The organism is Streptomyces sp. NPDC107559, assembly GCF_055657365.1.
Map to the genome: position 1 here is coordinate 99,350 of NZ_JBVKBD010000012.1, position 21,663 is coordinate 121,012.

Genomic DNA, 21,663 nt, shown 5'->3' on the forward strand with positions numbered 1-21,663 from the left:
GAGCCGACGGTCGTTCTCGTGGACCCTTGCGGGGTGGACGATGACGGCGGACACCTGTTCGGAGAACTTCAGTCGCTGGATCCCGGGGTACGCGCGGACGTCGTGCGCCTGCTGGACCGCGTCGTACGGGACCTCCCCGCCCACTGGCGCCGCCGACACCCTCGCCCGCGCCCGGCCGAGCTGACCCCCGGGGGGCGAGCACTCCGGCCGTACGGGCCGTCGCCAGGCCCCGGTCACCGAAACGGCGTGACCGGGGCCTGGGATCAGGTTCCGCGCAGGGTGTCGCGCAGGGTGTCGGCCGTTGCTAGCTCCGGTAGCGGAACACGATCCGGCCGCGTGTCAGGTCGTACGGCGGGAGTTCCACCAGGACCCGGTCCTCCAGCACGATCTTGATGTAGTTCTTGCGGATCTTCCCGCTGATGTGCGCGAGCACCTGGTGGCCGTTGTCGAGCTCCACGGTGAACATGGCGCTGCGCAGGCACTCGACGACCTTGCCCTCGACTTCGATGACGTTCTTGTGCTTCGTCATCGCACCAGCTCCAGGTTGCTGTTCAGCCGCCGGGCGCCGATGCCCTCGAACAGTGCCGTGGCCGCCTGGTTGGATTCCTGGACTTCGGTCCAGGCCGCGGCGGACCCGGAGCGGTGCAGTGTCCCCAGCGCGTGGGCCAGCAGTGCCCGCGCGATGCCGCGCCGTTGTTCGTCGGCGCGGACCGCGAGCAGGCCGATGCGCGGCCGCTTCGCCCTCACCACCCGGACCAGACCCAGGTAGCGGTCCGGCGCCGCGGCCACCGCGTACTTCGACGGGTCGACGATGGTGTCGCCCTCGGGGTGGGAGATCACCTCCACGGGCATCGACTGCCACCCGACGCTCGCCTCGACCTCGTCACGGATCGCACGGTCCACCGCCCGCAGCAACGTCTCGTCCGTCAGGCCGGCGGGCACGATCGTCACGCCCGCGGGCGGCAGGACTGCTCCGAGCCCGGTGACCTGCGGGTCGGTCGGTACGGCGTACTCCCACTCGCGGCGCCGGACCGTGAATCCGGCGCGCCGCCAGCCGGCCGTCAGCCCGGCGTCGGCTTCGTCGACCACCGTGTGCAGCGGCGCGGGCAGTTGCGCCACCATCGCCTCGGCGAGCCGGTCGAAGGTGGCGTCGTGCCAGGCGTCGATGGTGACGAACAGGCGTCCGTCGGGGCGGTGCTGCGCATGTCCGCGGCCGACGACCAGGTCGTCGTCCAGAGCATGCCATTGCCGGTCCGCGACGCGCGTGATCACCACCGCGTTCTCGCCCGGACCGGAGGTGAAAGGCTTTGTGTTCATCGGAGTCTCCTTCAGGAGTGCCTTGGTCTCAGGCGCTCCTGGCGACACCGGACGTCAGCCGCCGGACCGTGACGGATCGAGGGAGCACCCACGGGTAACTGCGTTCACGGGGCTCACCTCCCTACGTCGACTTCACGGTCCGCCCCGAACGTAGCAGCGGGGCGCCGCCTCGCTCAAAGCCTTTTCCCTCGAGCTCGTGACCCGACCACGATCCGGCCTTCTGCGCGATGCACCCTTGTCAGGAGCCCGGGAGAGCCTCAGTCCTCGAAGCCGTCGCGCAACAGGCAACGGGCCACCTGTGCGCGGGCCGGGGCGAGTTCCGCGGCGATCTGCTCGGTCCTGCGGGCCTGCGGAACCACCACGGCCGCCGCGGGCTGCCCGGCGAGGAGGCAGGCACGCCGCAGATGGGTCGGAAGGCGGCCTCTAGCCACAAGGAACTGTTGCTGCGATTTCAGTGACTGTGAGTGGCTGTATGTTCACTCATTGATGATCGATGAACTTGAGGTGCAAGCCGGGCCGTTGGCGCGGTGGCAGGTGCATTGGTGTGACCCGCGGCGGGAGGTGTCGTGGTACGCGGCCGATCCGGTGCTGGCGGGCCTGCCGACGCTGGCGGAGTGGGCGCACGCGCACGGTACGCAGCCGGGACAGCCGGTGCTGCTGCGGGCCGATGGGTGGTCGGTGCCCGAGGTCAACGGGTTCTTCGCCTCGGCGCGGATGCGTAATGCGAGGGCAGGCACGCGAAGAAAGTACGCCTTCGCGGTAGCCGTCTGGCTGGGGTTCCTTGATGCGGTGGGCCGGGCCTGGCACGACGCCGACGAAGAGGACGTCGCCGGGTTCAAGTTCTGGCGGATGACCGCCGAGGCCAACGTCCGGCGCGTGGCCGGCGGGACGGTGCTGGACGACCTGGTCGCGATCAGCGCGTTCTACCGCTGGGCCGGGTTCCGATTCGGAGTGAGCGATCCGGTGGCCCGGCGGCAGGTTCCCGGTCCTGACCCGGGCTCGGAGACGGAGTCGTTCGAGGCCGGCCCGCATCTCGTCCGCAGCAAGGACGTGAAATGGCTGGACCCGGCGGGCTACGCCCGCTGGGTCGATGTCGGGCTGCGCGGACTGGACCTGCGCGGTCGGGAGATCGACGGGTGGCGGGGGCGCAACAGCCAGCGTGATTGCGCGTTCGTCGACGGGCTCTACGGCACCGGGCTGCGGCTGAGTGAGTGGGCCAGCGTCCTGCGCTTGGAGCTGCCCGCCGACGACGAGACCCGCACCTACTACACCTGTCGGCTGGCGGAGGCCTGCGCCAAGGGGGGACGTGGGCGCCGCTTCTGGATGCCGCGCAGCGTCCTGGTCGACGTCCTGGCCTACGAGGAGGGCGAGCGTGCCGCAGCGGTCCGCCGGGCTCAGCGCGCCTGCCGCTACGAGCGGCTGCCGGGGCTGCTGCTGGTCGAACGCAGGACCCGCAACCGCCGCCTGGAGATGCGCGACGCAGGCGGTCGGCGGGTGACCGTGTCGATGGACTCGCTGGACCCCCGTGCCCGCGAGAGGCTGTTCCGCCGGACCGCAGCCGGGCTGGAGCCGCTGGCGGTCTGGCTGAACGAGGACGGCCTGCCGCGCGCGGCGCTTGGCTGGCAGCACACCTTCGACACCGGCAACGAGCGGGTCGCCCGCGCCGGGCTCACCTCGTTCGAGGCGAACGCGCACATGATGCGGCACTCGTTCGCGCTGCGCTGGTACTCGGTCGGCCGGCTGCTCTACGAGCGGCAGGTCGCGCACCTGAACGCTGAGGAGGTACGCGACTTCCGTGCCCAGTTCGGCGACACCTGGTATCTGGTCAAGACGTTGCTGGGGCACGCCGACGTGACGACCACCATGGATACCTACCTGGAGCCCTTCCGCGACCTCGACGTCTCGCTGCTGATCGAGCACGCTCACGGTTTTGCCCTGTCGGCCCTGATGGCGTCCATGTTCGCCACGCACCCGCAGGTCCTGTCCGACCCGGTCGCCGGAGAACCGTCATGACCCGCGCTGCAGGGCGCCCCGGCTGCGCTGCCGACACCCGGATACCAAGCGCCGCAACGGTTGTTCCTCGACGACGGGCAGTGCCTGGTCCGCTTCTTCCCGGAGCGCGGCGGCCCGCCGGCCGACTACGACTTCGCCGCCTTCCCCATCACCCGCGAGCTGATGGTGTGGCTGGCGACCGCCTTCTCCGGGGCGACCTCTCCGGCCGGGCGGCGCAGGACGACCTCCTCGGCTCTGAGCGCCTACGGTCTGCTGCGCCGATTCGCACACCACCTGGCCTCGCTCAACCGCCCGCCGGCCCATCCGGCGCAGCTTCGAGCCGCCCACCTGGAAAGCTTTCAGATGGCCAGGCTCGGCACGCCGAACCGAAACCGGGAGCTGCCGACGCTGCGCTCGGTGCTGCGGTTCGCACCCGAGGGCGCAGGGCAGGACTTCTTGGCGCGGCTGGCCAGCAAGGGCCTGGAGCGTAACTCCACGCCCGCTGCCAGCTACACTCCGGCCGAGTTCGACCGCATCACCACCACCGCGCGCTTCCAGCTGAGGCGGGCCGCCGAGCGGATCTTCGCCGGGCGGGAACTGCTGGCCCGCTGGCGGGCCGGACAGATCGACGCCGAAGCGGAGCCGCGAACCTGGCAGCACGGCGAGCTGCTGGATTACGTGGAGCGGCACGGCGACGTCCCGCGCAGGGACATCCGCCAGCAGCCCGACCACTGCGTCCGTCCGTTCGGGGCGGGCCGGCTGATGGCGGACCTGCACCTGACGTTCTCCGACATCGGCGCGGCCGGCGTGCTGCTGCTCTGCCTGACTGGGCAGAACTACAGCACGATCGCCACCGCCACGGCGACGCACCACCGCGCCGACGGGCACACCGGGACCACCGCGACTGCGGTGGTGGACTTGATCAAGCCGCGCCGCGCCCGGGACCGCGGACACATGCCGACCGCGTTTTCCGGCAGCGCGCCCGGCGGGCCGGGCGACAACCCTCACCGGCAGTTCGACCTGCACACACCGTTTGGGGTCTACGCGCTGTTGGTCGATCTGGCCGGACCAGCGAGGGCGCACATCGGAACCGATCTGCTTCTGACCTTCTTCTGCTCCAAGGGCGTGGAGAAGGGCCGCGGATTCCGCGCCGGCCTGCCCAACTCGATCCTGGCTAGCTGGAGCCGTGGCGCGAAACTGCGCGCCGACGCCCTGGGCGAGGACGGTCTTCCGATTCCGCTCGTGGTCGACAGCCGACGGTTGCGGATGAGCTGGCTGGAGCGTCACCAGCAGCCGGTCGCACACACGGAACGGACGCTGGCGAACGAGTATCTGGCGCGCAACCGCGGCAACCTCGCCGAGTATCAGAAGGTCGTCGCGGACGTGCTGGAGGAGCAGCTGGCCGGCGCGAGGGCCGCGCAGGTCATGCGGGTGCTGACGGCCGCTGATGTCGCCGAGGCCAGGCAGAGGCCCGAGGCCGTCGCCAGGCGCCACGGCCTGGAGACGGCCACCCTGAGCAAGCTGTTGGCCGGGGAACTGGACACCGTGCTGGGAGGCTGCACCGACCACCTGGCCAGCCCGCATAGCCCGACGGGCGAGCCCTGCCGGGCCTCGTTCCTGCTCTGCCTGTCCTGTCCCTGCGCCCGCGCGACTCCGGCGCACCTGCCGGTGCTGATCGCCGTCCAGGAGGGACTGGAGGCCCGCCGGCAGGAGATGACGCCTCTGCGCTGGGCCGAGCGCTTCGCCGGGCCCGTCGCGCAACTGGCCGACCTGCTCGCCAGCTTCCCCACCGCGACGATCGCCACGACCCGCACCGAGATCACCGCCGAGCAGCGCGCCCTGGCTGTTCCCCGCGACGTTGTTCACCGACGGCCGCGACGGCGAGACCATCCTGCGCAGCCGCGTCGGCGCCTCCCGGTCGGAGACCCGAATCAACCACGACATCGCCGAATTCCTGGCCTGGGTCGAGACCTACTGCACCGAACACGGCCGCAGCGACCGAATCCCACCCGACCCCGTCCACCCGGCCATCTACTCCGCCCGCCTGCGCCGCACCCTGGCCTGGTTCATCGTCCGCCGGCCGCGGGGCCTGGTTGCCGCCGCCATCCAATACGGACACCTCCGCGTCCAGATGACCCTCGGCTACGCCGGAAACTACGCCTCCGGCTTCCCCGACGACCTCGCCTTCGAAGACTGGCTGGCCCGGCTGGACACTCTCGCCGACGCACACCAGCGCCTGCGTGAAGGCGAGCAGGTCAGCGGCCCAGCAGCCGAGACCTACCAGCACCGCGTCCAAGCCGCCACACGCTTCGCTGGCCGAGTCCTTCGAACCAAGCGGCACGCCACCACCATGCTCGCCAACCCCGACCTCCAGATCTTCCCCGGCAAGGGCATGACCTGCGTCCTGGACCCGACACGGGCAGCCTGCCGCCTGCGCAGCGAGGAAGACAGCACCCGCCGCACCCCCGACCTCGACGACTGCCGCCCGAACTGCGTCAACATCGCGCGGACCGACCGCAACATCGAGCACGTCCTCGTCCAGATCGAGCGACGACGGCCACTCGTGGACGACCCGCTGGCTCCCGCCTTCCGACACGCCCGCGAACAGCACGAGCTCGACCGCCTGGAACGCATCGTCATCGCCCACGACCGCACCGGAGAACCCGACGATGGCCACCGACCGCGACGCCGAACGCGACGCCATCACCGCAGCGATCCAACGGCTCCTTGACGGCCGTCCAACCCGGTCCACCGGGGCGCTCACCACGCTACAACTCGCTGCCGAGGCAGGCGTCAAGCGCTGGGTCCTCACGCACAAGCACGTTGACCTCAAAGAAGAATTCGTCCGCCGAAAGTCCGAAGCGAACGGCATCCCACCCGCGTACCAGCATCTTCATGCCCGCGCCATCGACGCGGAAGCCGCCGCCCAGGCCCTTCGGGAAGACAACGACCGGCTTCGCGAGCGCGTTGCCGTATACGCCCAGGTCATCCACGAACTCCGCACCGAACTGGACCGGCTCACCAACAACACCCAACGCAGCCCTGTCCGGAGCCTGCCGATCAGCGCTACCTAAACGCGCGTACCGGTGTACACCCCAGCGTGCTCAACCCAGTAGGCGGATGAGCCGGCACCCAGGCCGTGGGTAGAAGCGTGGGACCAGGAGCACGATGCGGTACACCGCGGAGCGATCAAGGCGCCTTACGGATCAGCCGTGGTCCTCCCATTGCGCCTGGCAGAATCGAGCCTCACTCACCGCGGTGTCCCCGGCCCTACTGGCCCGGACGTACATCTTGAGGCCATCCACGCCGAGATCGCCGCCACATCCGATCACCAGGCCCAGATCTCGTTCTTCGATGTGCTGGATCAGGGCTGTGTCAACGGCCGAAACCGTCATGCCGATCAGTCGGATGCCCGCGAACTCGACCTGAGGCCCAGTTCGTCCGTGAACGGTGACAGCGCCGAGGGTTGGGGGCCAGTTATAGCCACTGGAGTAGTGAGCGGTCACGCCTACGCGGTCGAAGCGGTCCTCACCCAAGATCCACTGGCCCATGCCTTCCCACGACGTTCCGAAGGGATACCGGCCATGGCGGGTGGTCGGCTCCTCGCTCAGCGCAGCCGCCACCTCCTGCGGCTTCATACCGAACCTGAGCGGACCGACGCTCTCCAGTGGTGTCCAGTCCCAGTGCTGTCGCTCCTGCTGAGCTCTTACTGGCCACGCCCCAACGTTCGGAGGCTCGTCACGGACGTCGCGCCAACGGATAACCGGCCCGGACCCGAACGGGTTTTTCGCCAGCTCGGGACCAACCAGCAGCGCGTTGGTGATCATCGTGTCCAACCGCTGTGTGTACCCCTCGGGCGTCAGCCCCTGCTCCTGTGCGGCACCCATGGAGACCCCCCATGCCTCGACTTCCGGATCACCGCTCCAGTTCACTCGCACGGAAGTTCCCTCCCGGAGTGCGAGGTCCTGAATGTCTGCGCGCACCTCGGACGGCACCCGGGCAATGAGGTCGATGTCCCGCAGGCGCACCAGCGGCCCATCCATCGCATCGATCGCTACGGCGACCAGTCCATTCTCCTCGCCGTAGAGCGCGGTCACACCCCAGTCTGTGTAGTAGCCCCAGCCGATGCCGCCGCCCAACCCCTGTGAGACGTGGGCAACCGCTCCGTCCAGGGCCGATGCCACCTCGTCTGGGTTCATCCCGAACCGCAGCGGCCCTACTTTCACCAGCGGCTCAAGCAGCCACTCCGCCCGCTCCCCGGGCTTCCTGTTCCACCAGTGCATGGCAACCCCCACGATCGCTCCGAATACCCCTGACGTCACTCGCCAGGGATCTTGCGGATCAACCTAGACGTGACCTCCGACAACGCGGTGTCCAGGAACGTCTGCCGGCACAGCCGCTGAGCCGTGATCGGTTGGCGTCGAAAGCAACAGTTCGGCATAGGCGAGAGAACCCCCGAGCTCGTGACCCGACCACGATCCGGCCTTCTGCGCGATGCACCCTTGTCAGGAGCCCGGGAGAGCCTCAGTCCTCGAAGCCGTCGCGCAACAGGCAACGGGCCACCTGTGCGCGGGCCGGGGCGAGTTCCGCGGCGATCTGCTCGGTCCTGCGGGCCTGCGGAACCACCACGGCCGCCGCGGGCTGCCCGGCGAGGAGGCAGGCACGCCGCAGATGGGTCGGCGGGTGAGTGGCATCGACCTGGTGGCCGCGCCGGGCTCCGGCCCGCCGCTGCCGTTCGTACTCGTGCTCCGGCACGGACGCCGCGAATGCGGTGAGCCGCCCCCACAGCTCGTCGGCCCGGGCCATGGCATCGCGGGTGGACCTCGGCCCGCCGAGGGCGGCACGGTTGGTCTCGCTGCGCAGCAGGACGCCGTACGACCCGGAGACGAGGAACCGGTCCATGAGGCCCACCGCCGCCCGCGTGGATGCGGTACGGGCGGCAAGCCTGTCGGCGAGGTACTCGGCCCGCGTGCCGGCCTGGGAGGTCAGCCGGACGAGCAGCACCAGCATCCCCCAGACCAGCAGCCGTGGCACCACGCAGAAGGCATCGACGGCCATCTCGATCGCGGTCGGGTGCTGATGCGGCCGGAGGGTGTTGTACCAGAGCGCCAGGGTCCGCGTCGCCGTACCGACCACCAGGCCGTTGCGCATGTCGCCGTTGGCGTAGTGGGCCAGCTCATGGCCGAGCAGTGCGATCCGCTCCTCGGGCGTGAGGACTTCCCACAGCGGCATGCCCAGCACCAGCAGCCGTCGGCCGCGCACGCCGTATGTCGTGACACTGGCGTTGATGTCCCCGTCCACGGCGATCGCGTGCACGCTCCGGGTGCCAACCGCCGCAGCCACCTCGTCCACCAGGGCGAAGAGTTCAGGCGCGTCGGCCCGGAACAGCACCGGCCAGTCGTCGGGCAGACGGCCAGCTCTCGGAGCGAGCGCCCAGGCCATCAGCAGGGGCACCAGTCCCGCCACCATGCCGATACCACCCCAGCCAGCCACCACGCACCAGATGCCGCCGACGGCAAGCGCGAGCGTGACACCGTGCACGATCAGGGCGAGCGCGGTGGCCGACACCGCCGAGGCGTCGCGCCACGGGCGCAGTTCCTGCCCGCTCGACATCTCGGCGAGCAACTGCTCACCATGCCGTTGGGCCAGGGCCCGCTCGGCCCGCTCCAGGCGTCCGGGCTCCGGCCGCGGCTTCTCGGGATCCACGTTCCAGTCGCAGGCGGCGCACCAGACGGTGAACCGGTTGTCGCCGCGGATCTCCGCGCCGCATTCCGGGCACGACTGTGCTGTCTCCGTGGCACTTTCAGGCATCACGCTCTCCCCTCCCTCGCGGCCCTCCCCGAGCCGCTGTTCATCGGTAGGAGCCGATCTGATCACACGCTTGACCTGCACTGAAGGCGTGATCGTCCGTAGGGGAGGAACCGTGATCGCGTTGCAATCCGGGCCGGCGCCTCAGCCGACCAGAAAGGAGAGCACGTCGGGGAAGGACAGGGACGTGCCGGGTTCGAGGCGCTTGGTCTCTCCTCGGAAGGACCGTACCTCCAGCCAGCTCTGCGGCGATGCCTGCGGCAGCAGGTCCATGAGCTTCTGGAGGTCGGCCGCCCGGTGGACCTTGAACTTCGGCGACGGCCGGTAGTACGACGGCTGGACGTCGAAGCGCAGATCGACGGCGGGATACGGAGAGCGTCCCCAGTCGCTGTAAGGCAGCGAGGCATGACCGTGGATGCGGGCGTCGACCAGCACCTCCCTGTCCTCGTCCCCGATCTCGCAGTCGAACACGGGGAAGGCCGTCGCCACCCGCGCCGCCACCTCCGGGTGTGCGGCACAGGCCTGGCCCAGGGCCGGCGAGCAGAACAGCGCGTGGTCGAAGGCCCCGACCGGGCTCGGCAACGGCACCTTGTGATGGGACCGGCCGTCGAAGGCGAGGTCACGCCTGGAGCAGAGGAACTCCAGGAAACCAGCGACCACCTCGTCCTGATGACTGTCGGCTCGTACTGCGAAGCGGACCGCGCTGCGCCCTTGCTCACGCAGTACGTAGTACTCGAGGAAGCCCCGCGGGTGGTCGGGCGAGAGTGCGCGGCGGTAGACCTCGTCGAAGCCGTCGACCGGCAGGTACGGGGCGACCGGCGCGTGTGGGCCGACCGACCTGGTCAGGAAGTCCAGAACCGGTGTTCCGGCCTCGGCCTCTGCCGGATCGCAGGGCGGGTCCACCTCGGTGAACCCCTTGCGGAGACGTTCGTTGATCTTGCGTACCGCGTGACGCCGCGCCTGTTCCTCGTCCTCCAGCGTCGTCGTACTGGCCTTGCCCGGACTTCGGCCGGATCCCCACTGGATGAAGCATCGGATCCCTTCCTGGCGAATCTGCCAGTACGCGAGCGTGGCCTCCTGCCGCTCGAACCTCCGCCATCCGCCCATCGGGCCTCCCACGCCGTCCGCGGTAGGCCTTCGCCGGGACCGCACGCGGGTGACCCTATCGCCCACCTGCGGACTTGCCTTCACCGGTGGTCAGGACACCGGGCGGGGCATTCGTCCGTCCCGGCGGATGCTCCCTTCGGGTGCCACCGACGGCGTGGGGACCGCGGTGACTCTCCGCCCAGGGCGACAGCGCCTGCCTTCAAGGCCGGGCGGTCCGCGATCTCGTTTTGTCCGCAACGGAGTTGGCGACATCCTTGTCACATGGACGCCCGCCGGGGCCCTCAGAACGGGCGGTCGGCCGTGCCCAGAGCGATGAGTTCGGTGCTGCCCAGCACCTCCGCGAGAGCCCGCGGCGCGCCGCGCATGTGGAAGTAGTCCCACTGCGCGCGACGGGTCACCTGGGCAGGGTGGCCGAGCGCGCGCAGCACGTCCCAGTGCAGGGCCTGGGCCCAGACGTAGCCCGGTTCGCCGTCGACGTCCATGTCCTCCGCGTCGATCGGGGTGTCCGCGAGCGCGGAGGCCAGGCGGTGGAGGTCCACGGGCCCGGCGGCGAAGTCCAGGAACGCGGCGGGGTCGGCACCCAGGGGCTCGTCGCGGGGGTCCGCGTCGTCCCGGACCGGCCAGGAGTCGTAACGGTGGTCGCGCACTCCGTCGCGCCAGATCTCCAACTCGAGCTGGCCGCCGTCGTACTGGAAGGCGGCCAGCACCGGGACGCCCAATTCGGCGCTGACCGGCCCGGCGAGCGCGAAGACTCCGTTGTCGTCGACGGACCGGTCCGGATGGACGAGACAGAATCCCGGCCCGGCGGGAATCGCGTAGCCCGCCGCGCAGACCTCGCGCAGGACGGGAGCCGCCCGTTCGAGCGGTACGGGAATCAGAATCGTGCCGTATGTGGTCACGACCTCACCTCCTGGGACGCGGCGACCCTACGCGGCGGTGGAACGGCGAGGCAAAGCAAATAGGCCCACTGCGGACTCGTAGCCGGAGCCGTAGCCCAGGCATTGGCCTGTGGTCCGCCCGGTGATCGCGACGAAAGCCCCTAGGATTGAGCGATGCAGCCTCCAAGTCCCGCCGAAATCCGCGCGTTGCACGAAAAGTACGCACCCGGCAGCGATGCGTTCGACCTGGTCTTCACGCACTGCGAGATCGTCTGGTCCATCGCGGAGAAGCTGATCGCGACGGCAGGGCGCGACCTCGACGCAGATCTTGTACGTGCCGGATGCCTGCTCCATGACATCGGCGTCTATCGGCTCATCGACGAAACCGGAAGAATCGACGAAGCCGACTATCTGCGTCACGGCCTGATGGGTCACGAGATCCTGGCCGAAGAAGGGTTCTCGGAGGAACTCTGTCGGTTCTGTTCGTGCCACACAGGAGTCGGACTGACGAAGTACGACGTGGAAAGCCAAGGTCTGCCACTGCCGGTCGCGGACTACGTGGCCGTGACCGGCGAAGAGCGACTGGTGATGTACGCCGACAAATTCCACAGCAAGTCCGATCCGCCGAAGTTCCTTTCCGCGGACTCGTACGCCAGGTATATCGCCCGCTTCGGCGGAGACAAGCTGTCCGCGTTCGCCTGCCTGCGCGCGGAGTTCGGTGAACCGGACCTGACCGACTTGGCCGCAGCACATCAACACGCCCTCGTCTGAGGGTGCTCTCGTTCTTGTTCGCACAGCCCATCTGGTGCCGTTGGTGCGGGATGGCCCAAGCTGGCCCGCATGGACTGGTTGCCACTGCTCTCCACCCTGGCCGGTGCTGCGATCGGCATCGGCGCGACGCTCATCGCCGATCGGAATCGGTGGAAGCACGAGGACGTCAAAGAGGCTCTGCGGCTGCGGCTGGACATCTACACGCAGTACACCACCACCGTGAAGACCCTCGGGGAGACGCTGCGGGCCTTGGCCGAGCGGGAGTACCCGTCCGACGGCGAGCGGGCGCTGGCGCTGCGTGAAGCCTTTCGGGATTCAGGCATGGGCACCGCCTCGGAACGGATGTGGCTCATCGCGCCGGAACCCGTCGTCAAGGCCTCCAACAGCGTGTTCCACTGCCTGCGACGCATCTGCGACGGCTACGTCGACGGAAGTGCGGTCAGCAGTCCGGAGGATCGCGCCCGCTGGGAGGCACGCGGCGAAGCAGCGGCCAGGATGCGCAGGCTCATGCGCGAAGATCTCGGCGTCGGCCCTCTCGCCGAACGGCACAGCCCGCTTCCCGACGACTACGACGCCCCTGCCGCGCAGTGACGTCGCCCGAGCAGCACAGCAGCTGTCAGGAGCGCCCCGTACGCGGGTGAGGGCGGCGGCCACCCGCCGGCGGCCGTCCCCCAAATCGCTGCCCCACCACCGTCAGCCCTCCGCCGGAAGAGAAGCATGACCGATATCGCACCCGCCGACACGACGGCCCGCATACCCGATGCCGCCCTCGCCCAGCGCCGCATCCTGCGGGTCCTGGTCGCCTCCCAGGTCCTCAGCGGGGCCGGGCTCGCCGCCGGTGTCACCGTCGGAGCCCTCCTGGCCCAGGACATGCTGGGGTCCACGAACCTCGCCGGGCTGCCCAGCGCCCTGATGACCACAGGCTCCGCCCTCACCGCCGTCACCGTCGGCCGCATCTCCCAGGCCCGCGGTCGCCGCCCCGGACTCGCGGCGGGGTACCTCGCCGGGGCGATCGGCTCGGCAGGCGTCATCGTCGCCGCCGTCCTGGACAACCCGGCGCTGCTGTTCCTCTCCCTGTTGGTCTACGGCGCGGGCACCGCCACCAACCTCCAGGCCCGCTACGCCGGGGCCGACCTCGCCGCCCCCGGACACCGTGCCCGCGCGGTCTCCACCGTCCTGGTCACCACCACCCTCGGCGGCGTCGCCGGCCCCAACCTCGCCGCTCCCGCCGGCACCTTCGCCGAACGCATCGGCATCCCCCACCTCGCCGGACCCTTCATCCTCTCCGGCGCCGCCTACGCCCTCGCCGCCGTCGTCCTCGCCGTATGGCTGCGACCCGACCCGCTGCTCATGGCCCGCAGCCTCGCCCGGGCCAAGGAGGCCGACGCGGCAGCCGCCCGGACCGCCGCCGACGCCGACCCGGCAGGTACGGACGAGGCCCGCGGAGGCGTCGTCCTCGGCGCGCTGGTCATGATCCTCACCCAGCTCGTCATGGTCGCGATCATGACGATGACGCCGGTCCACATGCACGACCACGGCCACGGAACCGCCGCCTCCGGCCTTGTCATCGCCGTGCACATCGGCGCCATGTACCTGCCTTCCCCGCTCACCGGCCGGCTCGTCGACCGCTACGGCCGTGTGAAGATCGCCGCCGCCTCCGGCATCACCCTCCTCGCCGCCGGCATCCTCGCCGCCGCGGCCCCCGGCGACTCCGTCGCCCTGCTCGCCCTCGCGCTCGCCCTGCTCGGCCTGGGCTGGAACCTCGGGCTGGTGGCCGGTACCGCCATCATCACCGACACCGTCCCGCTCGCGACCCGCGCCAAGACCCAGGGCCTGGTCGACGTCTCCATCGCCATCGCGGGCGCGACCGGGGGCATGGCCTCCGGCATCATGGTGGCCGCCACCGGCTACCCCGCCCTCGCCCTGACCGCAGGCATCCTCGCCCTCGCCCTCCTGCCCGCCGTCGCAGTCACCGCGTACCGCAACTGAGCACCGCGAACTCGGATTGTCCGGTGGCGATGTCAGTGGTGCGGCATACGATCCGAGCATGCGAGCCTCAGGAACGTTCAAGGTTGCCGACTTCACCCCGGCTCCGGTACCGAGCCCCGCGATCGGGACGGCGCTGCCCGTCGGCGTCGCCACGATGGACAAGCAGTACGCGGGCGAGATCGCCGGACGATCCGCGACCTTGTTCACCGCCGCGTACGACCAGTCCAGCGCGACGGGGACATATGTCGCTATGGAGTCCTTCGAGGGGACGCTCCACGGGCAGGCCGGTGCCTTCAACTTCGCGCATTCCGCGACGACTCGGGGCGAGGGCAGGGAGGGAGAGTTCTTCGTCATCGTGCCGGCCAGCGGAACGGGCGCCTTGGCCGGGATCACCGGGACCGGCGGCATCGCCGTCGATGCAGACGGCACCCATCGGATCTGGCTCGACTACGAGCTCGGCCGGTAGCCGGCCTCCGGTGCGGCCTGATCCGCCGGACAGGCCCTAACCTGCGTCCATGACGACGACACCGCGCCGCAAGCTTCCCCGGGGCATGAGCGCCCTGCCGGTCGACGAGGTGGAATCGCTGCAACGGGAGCGCGTGTACACGGCGTTGGCGCAGGTACTGACCGAGCGGGGGTACGCCGCCGCCACCGTCGAGGACGTCATCAGGCGGGCGGGGGTGTCCCGGCAGACGTTCTACCGCTACTTCACGTCCAAGGCGGACTGCTTCGCTGCGGCCTACCAGGCGGCCGGGGAGAACCTGCTGGCCCAAGTGCTCGAGCGGCTCGCCGCTGCCGAGAGCGAGCCCTCGGCAGGTGCCGACGGCGGCCCGCCGCACCGGTTCGGGCGGCTGGTCGACGCCTACCTCCGCACCCTGGCAGCCGACTGGCCCAGAGCCCGGCTCTGCCTGGTGGAGGCGTTCGCGGCCGGTCCCGGCGTGCTGCCCGTACGGGCGCCCTTGTACGACACCGTGGTGGACCTGGTCGCGCAGACCCTCGGGGTCGAGGACACGGAGGGCCGGCTCCTCTGCCGGATGATCCTCGCTGCCACCACCGCCCTGGCGACCTCGGCGGTGGCCGACGGCGACCAAGGCCAACTCGACTCGGCTGGAGTCGAGTTGAACCAGTACGTACGCCGACTGTGGGACGCCGGTCTGCTCGGCCCGCGCGCCTGACCGGCCGCGTCACGCCTCCCGCATTCCTAACAGACATCCGTGTTCCTTTGCGTGGACGAAACCGCTACGCTGCCGGAAGCACCGACGTCCGGACCCCCGAGCGCGGAGGCGACACATGCACAGCGCAACGGTCATACCGGTTCTGGTACCGGTCGTCCCTGTAGGGCCCAGGCTCGGTGAACTCCGCCCGGAAGAGCGGCGATCGGAGCATGCGCAGGCGCAAGAGCAGGCGCACGGACGGATCGAGGGGCCGGGGGAAACCAGTGGCACATGAGACAGCAGAATCACCTCGGACGCTCGAACTGACACTTTCCGATCCGACACAACTCTGGGGACTTCGAGACTGGTTACGCGCACAGGACGGGATCACCGTGCGCGTCAATCCCACGTCGCCGGCCCCTGGCGAGCTCGGCACCGCCGACGTGCTGGCCGTGCTCGCAGGCAGCGGCGCGCTGGCCGCGGCGGTGAAGACCCTGCCCGACTTCCTGCGCTCGCGCCGCTCGAACCTCAGGGTGCAGATCACCGCCGACGGCAAGCAGGTCGAGATCGAGCTGGAGAACACGGACCGGGCACTGGAGATCCTCGAACGGCTGCTCCGTGACAGTTCCTGAGCCGTTGTACGACTACGCACGCTCACGGGCGGTTCTCGTCGGCGTGTGGGACTACGAGCATCTGCCCCCCGTGGCCTCGGCCACCAGGAACAGCCTCGACCGGATGACCGGTCTGCTCCAGGGCCCCCTCTGCGGCTGGCCACGGTCCTCGGGCAGCCCGGCGGACCGGCTCCAGGTCGTCCGCAATCCGCGGCGGCGCAACAACTTGCCCGACGACCTCATGCGGTGGTTCGAGGACGCCACGGACCTGGCTCTGTTCTACTTCGTGGGCCACGGCCGTCTCTACGGGGACGAACTCTGCCTGGCACTCGCCGAATCCCCGTTGAGCGGATCCGCCCAGAAGACCACCGGGCTGCGGTTCTCCGACATCCGGGAGGCCCTGGAGGAATCCGAGGCCGTCACCAAGGTGGTCATCCTCGACTGCTGTTTCTCGGGCCAGGCCACCCTGCCCAGGCACACGCTGTCCGCGCCCGCCATCACCGAGCTGACCCACTGCTCCGGGACCATCACGCTGACCGCGACCGACGCCTACCGCACCGCGTGGTACGAACCGGACTCGACGAGCGGCCGTCCGCAGACCCACTTCACCCGCTACCTGGTCGACGCGATCGAGACGGGTGCCGTCGGCCACCCGCACGGAGTCTCCCTCGAAGCCGCCTTCGCGACCGCCTCGGCGGCACTGGTCCGCGACGGCAAGCCCCGGCCCACCCAGTCCGTCCGCCACCACGCCGGGCGATTCGTCATCGCCCGGGGCTCGGCCCGCCGACCTCCGACTGACCAGGACCACACACCCGGCGAACAGGGCATCGGGACCGGTCCGGCTCACCAGGACGTGGAGGAGCTCTTCCGGGCCGCCCTCGCACTCGAACTCGAAGGGGACGCCGAGGCGGCGAGCCTGCCGCGCCTCGAGTCGATGTACCGGGCCGCCGCCGAGGCCGGACATCCGGAGGCGATGACCCGCCTGGGCATGATCCTCGAAGGGCGCACCCAGGAGCGCCTCGGGGTCACGCTCCCCGGTGGGACCACCGCCCCGGACATCGACGGTGCCATGCACTGGTACACCCGGGCGGCCCGGCTCGGCAGCTCCCACGGCGCCTACTTCCTCGGGCTCGCCTACGAGGACCACCTGGGCAACTGGCCGGAGGCGCTGGCCTGGTACCGGGAGGCCGCTCGCGACGAGCGGAACTGGGCGGCCCGCAAGGCCCTGACCGGACTTGAGGACCGACTGGCCCGCGGCCTCGGTCCGTTGAAGAACGCCGGCAAGTTCAAAGAAGCCGGCCATTCCGCGCACCACCAGGACCGAGAGAAAGGGGAGTCAGTCGTGTTCAGCAATCGAGCGAACGAGCAGGGAGCACTGGTCGCCAGGATCCTCGCAGGTCAGGCCGGCCCCGATGTCGTAGCGACAGTCCAGAGCAACTTCGGGCAGTGGATGCGCGACCACTGGGGCGGTGACCAGAACCTGGCCCTGGCCTTCTGCGTCAACGCGCTCGCCGAAGCCTGTGGCGGGATACGCGGTGAGTGGGGCACGCTGAGCGACAAGGAGCAGTCGGGACTGGTCTGGTTCTTCAGCCTGTTGTGCCTGCCCACCAGGGACAGCGTCGAGAGTGACGCGACCGCCTTCCGCAAGCAGGCCCGCGACGGGGGCCGGGGCTTGGCGGACATCGCCCACACCGCGAATCTCTTGCGCGGCCGGCCCTGAAATCGTCCGAGGTCGCCGGCGGCGTGGCGGGCGACTCGGGCGTCCTGCGGATCACGTACACCACCACCGACGGCAGGAAGCTCACCGCCCGTACCCGGGTCGTCGTCGGCGAACCGTAATTTCACCAATAGGGCTTGGTGATATTCGAGGTGGACGTCGAGATACGCAGTCCACGAGGGAGTGAGGAACGCTTGTGTCCATGTGAATGGGAGTTATCGTGGTGGTGTGGTTTCCGACTCGGGCGCGCGGTCCGACGCGGCCGACCGTGCCCTCGACGCCGTCAGCGTCCTCGGTGAGGACTCGCGCCGACGCCTGTTCTCCTTCATCCGGCGGGCGCGCCGGGCCGTCACCCGGGACGAGGCTGCCGCCAGCATCGGCATCTCCCGCAAGCTCGCCGCATTCCACCTCGACAAGCTCGTAGAGGCCGGGCTGCTGCGCGCGCACTACGCGACGCCCGGCGGGATCCGCAAGGTCGGCAGACAGCCCAAGATGTACGAGGCCACCGACGCCCAGATCACCGTGAGCATCCCGGACCGCCGCCACGAACTCCTGGCGGACCTGCTTCTGGACGCCGTCCTGACCGAGGGCGCCGACGAAACCGCCACGCAGGCGGCCATGCGGACCGCGCGGCAGCGCGGCCGACAGGTGGGCGAGGCGGCACGGGAGGAGACCCGCCCGGGCCGCCTGGGCCCCGAGCGTGGACTGACCGTGTGCGAGCACCTGCTGGACCGGTACGGCTACGAACCCGTCCGGGAGGCCTCCACCCGGCTGCGGCTGCGCAACTGCCCCTTCCGCCCCCTGGCCGCGAAAGCTCCGGACCTGGTGTGCGGGATGAACCACGCTTTCCTCAGCGGCTGTCTGGACGGCCTGGAGGTCAACGGCATCCAGGCCGTCCTCGCGCCGGAGCCGGGGGAGTGCTGCGTACGGCTCGGCCCGAGCGAGAACGATCACGATGACCAGGTGGACCAGGACCGCTGACGTGAGGGCGGCCGGCCGCCCCCGCGGGCCGCCGCCGCGACACATGCCGCCGCCCCGACATGCGACGCCGGTCCGGCACGAGGATCGTCGGCAAAAGGGGGCGTGCACTGCGAATGCCTGCGGGGCCCATCCGCACGCACCATCGTGCTCGGCCCAAGCCCGAGCTGTCGTGCTCGGCCCAAGCCCGAACTGGGGGGAAGCCCGTTGAGGCGTTCCGACCGGAGCCTTCCCATGTCGACCAAACGCACAGTGAACCGTCCTGCTGGTTCCACACCGTCGCCACCGCATCCCACCACCGCCTCCGTGGTGACCGCCGCCGACTGCGGCCTGCTGCTCATCCGACTCACCTTCGGCCTCCTCATGGCCGCTCACGGGGCTCAGAAGGTCTTCGGACTCTTCGGGGGCCAGGGCCTGACCGCGACCGGCAAGGCATTCGAGGCCCTGGGCTACCACCCCGGCAAACTCTTCGCCGTGATCGGCGGACTGTCCGAGCTCCTGGGAGGGCTGGGACTCGCCCTCGGCCTGCTGACGCCGCTGGCGGCAGCCGCCCTGATCGGCGTCATGATCAATGCGATGGCCACGGTCACCGGCGCACACGGCCTGTGGGAGACGGAAGGCGGTGTGGAATACAGCGTCTGCATCACCGTCGTCGCCCTCGCGATCGCTGCCATCGGTCCTGGCCGACTGGCCGCCGACCGCTTCCTGCCGTGGGGCGCGGGCGGCTGGAAGGAGGCAGCCTTCGCCCTCGGCCTCGGCGGCGTGGCCGCCGCGATCACACTGAGTCTGTGAGCAGCCACCCGAAGGTGATCGTCTCGTGGCGGCCGTGGCGTATCCGTCCGCGGCGCGGTGGGCAGGGTAGAACCCAGAATGTGAGGAACCGGCTGCAAGGGCAGGAAACCGGAGGCATTCGATGACCGAGGCGAGCGACGCGGCCCGTGCCGACCATCTGCTGAAGGCGAAGCACCGTGCGATGTGGGCGCTGGGCGACTACGCCTCCGTGGCGTCGCACGTCATCCATGATCTGGGTGGTGAGCTGGTGCGGGAGTGCGGCGTCGGGCAGGGCGACAGTGTCCTGGACGTCGCGGCCGGCTCCGGGAACGCGGCCATCCCCGCCGCCCTCCTCGGCGCCGACGTCGTCGCCTGCGACCTCACGCCCGAGCTCCTGGAGGTCGGACGCCACCTCGCCGCGGTGCGCGGCGCCAGGGTGGACTGGCGGGAGGCGGACGCGGAGTCCCTGCCGTTCGCGGACGGGGAGTTCGACACGGTGATGTCGTGTGTCGGCGTCATGTTCGCTCCGCACCACCAGCGGGCGGCCGACGAACTGGTCCGGGTCTGCCGACCGGGCGGCACCATCGGCCTGATCAACTGGACCCCGGAGGGGTTCATCGGACAGATGTTCGCAGCGATGCGCCCCTTCGTTCCCCCGCCGCCGCCCGGCGCCCAGCCGCCACCCCTGTGGGGCGACCCGGAGCACGTGTACTCCCTGCTGGGGGACCGGGTCACCGACGTCGATGCCCGCCGGCAGCGGTTGCGCGTGGACCGGTTCGCGCGGCCGCAGGAGTTCCGGGAGTTCTTCAAAGCCTGCTACGGGCCGACCGTCGCCGCCTACGGCTTCGTCTCCGGGGAGCCCGAGCGGGTGGCAGCACTCGACGCGGCCCTCGACGACCTGGCCGCGCGGCACCTCACCGACGGCGCCATGGACTGGGAGTACCTGATGGTCACGGCCCACCGGACCGCAGCGTAGACACGCGCGCCAGGTGACACGGCCACCGGCACACCGCCGGGAGTCCCGACGCGGGCCGCGGTCACTTCTCGATCTGGAGCACGGCCATCATCCCCGCGTCCTCGTGGTTGAGGATGTGGCAGTGCATGACCGTCTTGCCGGGATAGTCGAGGAATCGGATCCGCAGCACCATGATCCCGCGCGGCGGTACGTCGACGGTGTCCTGCAGGCCGTAGTTGGTCTGCGGCTTGCCGTTGATGCTCATCACCTGGAAGTCGTTGGTGTGGACGTGGAACGAGTGGACCTCGTCGCTGTCGTTCTTGATCGTCCACTCTTCGACGGTGTTGAGCTTGGCCCGGAAGTCGACGCGGTGATGGTCGAACAGCTTGTGGTTGATGTAGAAGACCGTGCCCGCCTTGTTCTCCGTGAAGACGACCGTCTTGCGTCCGGCAATGGACTCCTTGCCGAGATCGTCCACCGGGGCGAAGGAGGTGGGCAGGGTCGCGGGCCGCATCGGTTCGCCTTCGGAGCGGACCGTGGCCAGGGTCGCCAGGGGGAACTGGTTGCCGGCCTTGCCGGTGTTGTACGGCAGGGTCCGCAGCTCGGACACTCCGGCCTTCGGGCCCTGGACGAGCACGTCGTAGCGGGCACCGGCCGGGATGACCAGCGAGTCGACGGAGTAGACCCGGTTCACCGGGTAGCCGTCCTGGGCGACGATGTGGAACCTGGTGCCCGGCAGCTGCACCTTGTAGAAGATGTTGGCCCCGATGTTCGCCAGGCGCCACAGCTGGGTCTCGCCGGGCCTGATCCGGATCCGCGGGTCGAGCTGCCCGTTGACGGTACGTGTCGTGGGAGCGCCGATCTTCAGGTTCGCGGTCTTGACCTCGTCACCCACGAGCTGGAAGTCCTTGAGCGCGACGACGCGTTCCGTGATCCCGCGCAGCGCCGCGGGCAGATATCTGTCGAGACCGTCGACCACGATCAGGCCGGCCATGCCCCCCGCGGTCTGGCCGGCGGAGAGCGTGTGCGGGTGCGGGTGGTACCAGTACGTTCCCGGTTCCAGGCTCTTGGGGAAGGCGTACCTGTAGGTGAACGACTTGCCCGGTTCGACCGTGAGAAAGATGTTGTCCGAATCGCCGGCGGGGGAGACGTGCATGCCGTGTACGTGCAGATTCGTCTGCTGGCCGAGCCTGTTCTCGAAGGAGACCTCCATCCGGTCCCCCGGCCGCAGGCGCAGCGTGGGCGGCATGTACATCCCGTTGTACGTCAGGGCCCACAGCTCGCGGCCTGCCAGACGCACCTTCCTGCGCTCGACGACGATCCGCGTCTTGAGCAGCCCGTCGCGGCTCACGACCTGCGGGGGATCACGCAGGTCCTCCGTCGCCCGCGCGGTGAGGGCAGGCGACGGGGACACGCTCGGCACGGGAACGGAAGCAGGCTGGGAACGGCCGAGTGCGGTCGCCTCGGTACGCGGTGCGGTGCACCCTGCCGCCAGGGCGAGCACGGCGAGTGCGGATCCGATGGCGGTGCGGGTGCGACGGGCGTGTGCGGACAACATGAACTCCCCTGCCCCGCGAAGGGCGGAAGACGGGCGGCCGTGGGCTGCCATCATGCA

At 69.9% G+C, this 21,663-nt stretch carries 22 protein-coding genes; 14 read left to right on the plus strand and 8 right to left on the minus strand.

The window, feature by feature from the left end; translation table 11 throughout:
- Positions 1 to 304: 304 nt before the first annotated feature.
- From infA to ACZ7OY_RS30320, 3 genes are all read right to left on the minus strand, one after another.
- Positions 305 to 529, minus strand: coding sequence for a translation initiation factor IF-1 (gene infA / locus ACZ7OY_RS30310; protein WP_351601918.1), 225 nt, complete (start codon positions 527 to 529; stop codon positions 305 to 307).
- Positions 526 to 1,317, minus strand: a complete 792-nt coding sequence (locus ACZ7OY_RS30315) for a GNAT family N-acetyltransferase (protein WP_471914352.1) — start codon at positions 1,315 to 1,317, stop codon at positions 526 to 528. Before ACZ7OY_RS30315 ends, infA begins: the two co-directional genes overlap by 4 nt.
- A gap of 257 nt (positions 1,318 to 1,574) precedes the next feature.
- Entirely contained in the window at positions 1,575 to 1,748 is a 174-nt protein-coding gene (locus ACZ7OY_RS30320; RefSeq protein ID WP_471914353.1) for a hypothetical protein, read from the minus strand.
- A gap of 130 nt (positions 1,749 to 1,878) precedes the next feature.
- Between ACZ7OY_RS30320 and ACZ7OY_RS30325 the strand changes: the two genes are divergently transcribed.
- Genes ACZ7OY_RS30325 through ACZ7OY_RS30340 form a run of 4 tightly spaced genes read left to right on the plus strand, consistent with a single transcriptional unit; the run spans position 1,879 to position 6,383 of the window.
- A complete protein-coding gene (locus ACZ7OY_RS30325; RefSeq protein ID WP_471914354.1) occupies positions 1,879 to 3,330 on the plus strand; it encodes a site-specific integrase in 1,452 nt (483 codons plus the stop codon).
- 60 nt (positions 3,331 to 3,390) lie between these two features.
- A complete protein-coding gene (locus ACZ7OY_RS30330) occupies positions 3,391 to 5,553 on the plus strand; it encodes a hypothetical protein (protein ID WP_471914355.1) in 2,163 nt (720 codons plus the stop codon).
- A complete protein-coding gene (locus ACZ7OY_RS30335; protein ID WP_471914356.1) occupies positions 5,441 to 6,040 on the plus strand; it encodes a hypothetical protein in 600 nt (199 codons plus the stop codon). Before ACZ7OY_RS30330 ends, ACZ7OY_RS30335 begins: the two co-directional genes overlap by 113 nt.
- Entirely contained in the window at positions 5,979 to 6,383 is a 405-nt protein-coding gene (locus ACZ7OY_RS30340; RefSeq protein ID WP_471914357.1) for a hypothetical protein, read from the plus strand. The genes ACZ7OY_RS30335 and ACZ7OY_RS30340 overlap by 62 nt, the downstream gene beginning before the upstream one ends.
- 132 nt (positions 6,384 to 6,515) lie before the next feature.
- Here the strand turns inward: ACZ7OY_RS30340 and ACZ7OY_RS30345 are convergent, their stop codons facing one another.
- The 4 genes from ACZ7OY_RS30345 to ACZ7OY_RS30360 form a co-directional block, all read right to left on the minus strand.
- Positions 6,516 to 7,592: a hypothetical protein gene (locus tag ACZ7OY_RS30345; protein ID WP_471914358.1), complete on the minus strand. Its 1,077-nt coding sequence runs from the start codon at positions 7,590 to 7,592 to the stop codon at positions 6,516 to 6,518.
- Between the two features lie 241 nt (positions 7,593 to 7,833).
- Entirely contained in the window at positions 7,834 to 9,120 is a 1,287-nt protein-coding gene (locus tag ACZ7OY_RS30350; protein ID WP_471914359.1) for a M48 family metallopeptidase, read from the minus strand.
- A gap of 141 nt (positions 9,121 to 9,261) precedes the next feature.
- Complete coding sequence (locus ACZ7OY_RS30355; protein ID WP_471914360.1) at positions 9,262 to 10,224, minus strand: WGR domain-containing protein; 963 nt, start codon at positions 10,222 to 10,224, stop codon at positions 9,262 to 9,264.
- Positions 10,225 to 10,505: 281 nt separating this feature from the next.
- A complete protein-coding gene (locus tag ACZ7OY_RS30360) occupies positions 10,506 to 11,123 on the minus strand; it encodes a hypothetical protein (protein ID WP_471914361.1) in 618 nt (205 codons plus the stop codon).
- A 153-nt stretch (positions 11,124 to 11,276) separates the two neighbouring features.
- On the opposite strand from ACZ7OY_RS30360, the gene ACZ7OY_RS30365 reads away from it, so the two are divergent.
- The 10 genes from ACZ7OY_RS30365 to ACZ7OY_RS30410 all read left to right on the plus strand — a co-directional run bounded on the left by ACZ7OY_RS30365 (position 11,277) and on the right by ACZ7OY_RS30410 (position 20,069).
- Positions 11,277 to 11,873, plus strand: a complete 597-nt coding sequence (locus ACZ7OY_RS30365) for an HD domain-containing protein (protein WP_471914362.1) — start codon at positions 11,277 to 11,279, stop codon at positions 11,871 to 11,873.
- A gap of 69 nt (positions 11,874 to 11,942) precedes the next feature.
- On the plus strand, positions 11,943 to 12,464 hold the full coding sequence (locus ACZ7OY_RS30370) for a hypothetical protein (RefSeq protein WP_471914363.1): 522 nt from the start codon (positions 11,943 to 11,945) through the stop codon (positions 12,462 to 12,464).
- Between the two features lie 126 nt (positions 12,465 to 12,590).
- Entirely contained in the window at positions 12,591 to 13,862 is a 1,272-nt protein-coding gene (locus ACZ7OY_RS30375; RefSeq protein ID WP_471914364.1) for an MFS transporter, read from the plus strand.
- 58 nt (positions 13,863 to 13,920) lie between these two features.
- Positions 13,921 to 14,328 carry a DUF3224 domain-containing protein gene (locus ACZ7OY_RS30380; RefSeq protein WP_471914365.1) on the plus strand — a complete coding sequence of 136 codons (408 nt, stop codon included), beginning with the start codon at positions 13,921 to 13,923 and terminating at the stop codon, positions 14,326 to 14,328.
- A 49-nt stretch (positions 14,329 to 14,377) separates the two neighbouring features.
- The gene (locus ACZ7OY_RS30385; RefSeq protein ID WP_471914366.1) at positions 14,378 to 15,037 is read left to right on the plus strand and encodes a TetR/AcrR family transcriptional regulator; all 660 of its coding nucleotides are present in this window, start codon (positions 14,378 to 14,380) and stop codon (positions 15,035 to 15,037) included.
- A gap of 209 nt (positions 15,038 to 15,246) precedes the next feature.
- Positions 15,247 to 15,648: an effector-associated constant component EACC1 gene (locus ACZ7OY_RS30390; RefSeq protein ID WP_471914367.1), complete on the plus strand. Its 402-nt coding sequence runs from the start codon at positions 15,247 to 15,249 to the stop codon at positions 15,646 to 15,648.
- Positions 15,635 to 17,347, plus strand: coding sequence for a caspase, EACC1-associated type (locus ACZ7OY_RS30395; RefSeq protein WP_471914368.1), 1,713 nt, complete (start codon positions 15,635 to 15,637; stop codon positions 17,345 to 17,347). The genes ACZ7OY_RS30390 and ACZ7OY_RS30395 overlap by 14 nt, the downstream gene beginning before the upstream one ends.
- A gap of 225 nt (positions 17,348 to 17,572) precedes the next feature.
- Positions 17,573 to 18,325, plus strand: a complete 753-nt coding sequence (locus ACZ7OY_RS30400) for a helix-turn-helix transcriptional regulator (protein ID WP_471914369.1) — start codon at positions 17,573 to 17,575, stop codon at positions 18,323 to 18,325.
- A gap of 231 nt (positions 18,326 to 18,556) precedes the next feature.
- Positions 18,557 to 19,114, plus strand: a complete 558-nt coding sequence (locus ACZ7OY_RS30405; protein ID WP_471914370.1) for a DoxX family protein — start codon at positions 18,557 to 18,559, stop codon at positions 19,112 to 19,114.
- Positions 19,115 to 19,235: 121 nt separating this feature from the next.
- Complete coding sequence (locus tag ACZ7OY_RS30410; RefSeq protein ID WP_471914371.1) at positions 19,236 to 20,069, plus strand: class I SAM-dependent methyltransferase; 834 nt, start codon at positions 19,236 to 19,238, stop codon at positions 20,067 to 20,069.
- A gap of 61 nt (positions 20,070 to 20,130) precedes the next feature.
- Here ACZ7OY_RS30410 and ACZ7OY_RS30415 read toward each other — a convergent pair whose 3' ends face one another.
- Positions 20,131 to 21,606: a multicopper oxidase family protein gene (locus ACZ7OY_RS30415; protein WP_471914372.1), complete on the minus strand. Its 1,476-nt coding sequence runs from the start codon at positions 21,604 to 21,606 to the stop codon at positions 20,131 to 20,133.
- Positions 21,607 to 21,663: the final 57 nt, after the last annotated feature.

Excerpts from the sequence above, each read along its gene's own strand:
- ACZ7OY_RS30410 (WP_471914371.1), top strand. The coding sequence starts at position 19,236 with ATGACCGAGGCGAGCGACGCGGCCCGTGCCGACCATCTGCTGAAGGCG.
- ACZ7OY_RS30415 (WP_471914372.1), bottom strand. The coding sequence starts at position 21,606 with ATGTTGTCCGCACACGCCCGTCGCACCCGCACCGCCATCGGATCCGCA.
- infA (WP_351601918.1), bottom strand. The coding sequence starts at position 529 with ATGACGAAGCACAAGAACGTCATCGAAGTCGAGGGCAAGGTCGTCGAG.
- ACZ7OY_RS30335 (WP_471914356.1), top strand. The coding sequence starts at position 5,441 with ATGACCCTCGGCTACGCCGGAAACTACGCCTCCGGCTTCCCCGACGAC.
- ACZ7OY_RS30350 (WP_471914359.1), bottom strand. The coding sequence starts at position 9,120 with ATGCCTGAAAGTGCCACGGAGACAGCACAGTCGTGCCCGGAATGCGGC.
- ACZ7OY_RS30315 (WP_471914352.1), bottom strand. The coding sequence starts at position 1,317 with ATGAACACAAAGCCTTTCACCTCCGGTCCGGGCGAGAACGCGGTGGTG.
- ACZ7OY_RS30365 (WP_471914362.1), top strand. The coding sequence starts at position 11,277 with ATGCAGCCTCCAAGTCCCGCCGAAATCCGCGCGTTGCACGAAAAGTAC.
- ACZ7OY_RS30345 (WP_471914358.1), bottom strand. The coding sequence starts at position 7,592 with ATGCACTGGTGGAACAGGAAGCCCGGGGAGCGGGCGGAGTGGCTGCTT.
- ACZ7OY_RS30390 (WP_471914367.1), top strand. The coding sequence starts at position 15,247 with ATGCGCAGGCGCAAGAGCAGGCGCACGGACGGATCGAGGGGCCGGGGG.
- ACZ7OY_RS30380 (WP_471914365.1), top strand. The coding sequence starts at position 13,921 with ATGCGAGCCTCAGGAACGTTCAAGGTTGCCGACTTCACCCCGGCTCCG.
- ACZ7OY_RS30405 (WP_471914370.1), top strand. The coding sequence starts at position 18,557 with ATGTCGACCAAACGCACAGTGAACCGTCCTGCTGGTTCCACACCGTCG.
- ACZ7OY_RS30355 (WP_471914360.1), bottom strand. The coding sequence starts at position 10,224 with ATGGGCGGATGGCGGAGGTTCGAGCGGCAGGAGGCCACGCTCGCGTAC.
- ACZ7OY_RS30375 (WP_471914364.1), top strand. The coding sequence starts at position 12,591 with ATGACCGATATCGCACCCGCCGACACGACGGCCCGCATACCCGATGCC.
- ACZ7OY_RS30370 (WP_471914363.1), top strand. The coding sequence starts at position 11,943 with ATGGACTGGTTGCCACTGCTCTCCACCCTGGCCGGTGCTGCGATCGGC.
- ACZ7OY_RS30385 (WP_471914366.1), top strand. The coding sequence starts at position 14,378 with ATGACGACGACACCGCGCCGCAAGCTTCCCCGGGGCATGAGCGCCCTG.
- ACZ7OY_RS30340 (WP_471914357.1), top strand. The coding sequence starts at position 5,979 with ATGGCCACCGACCGCGACGCCGAACGCGACGCCATCACCGCAGCGATC.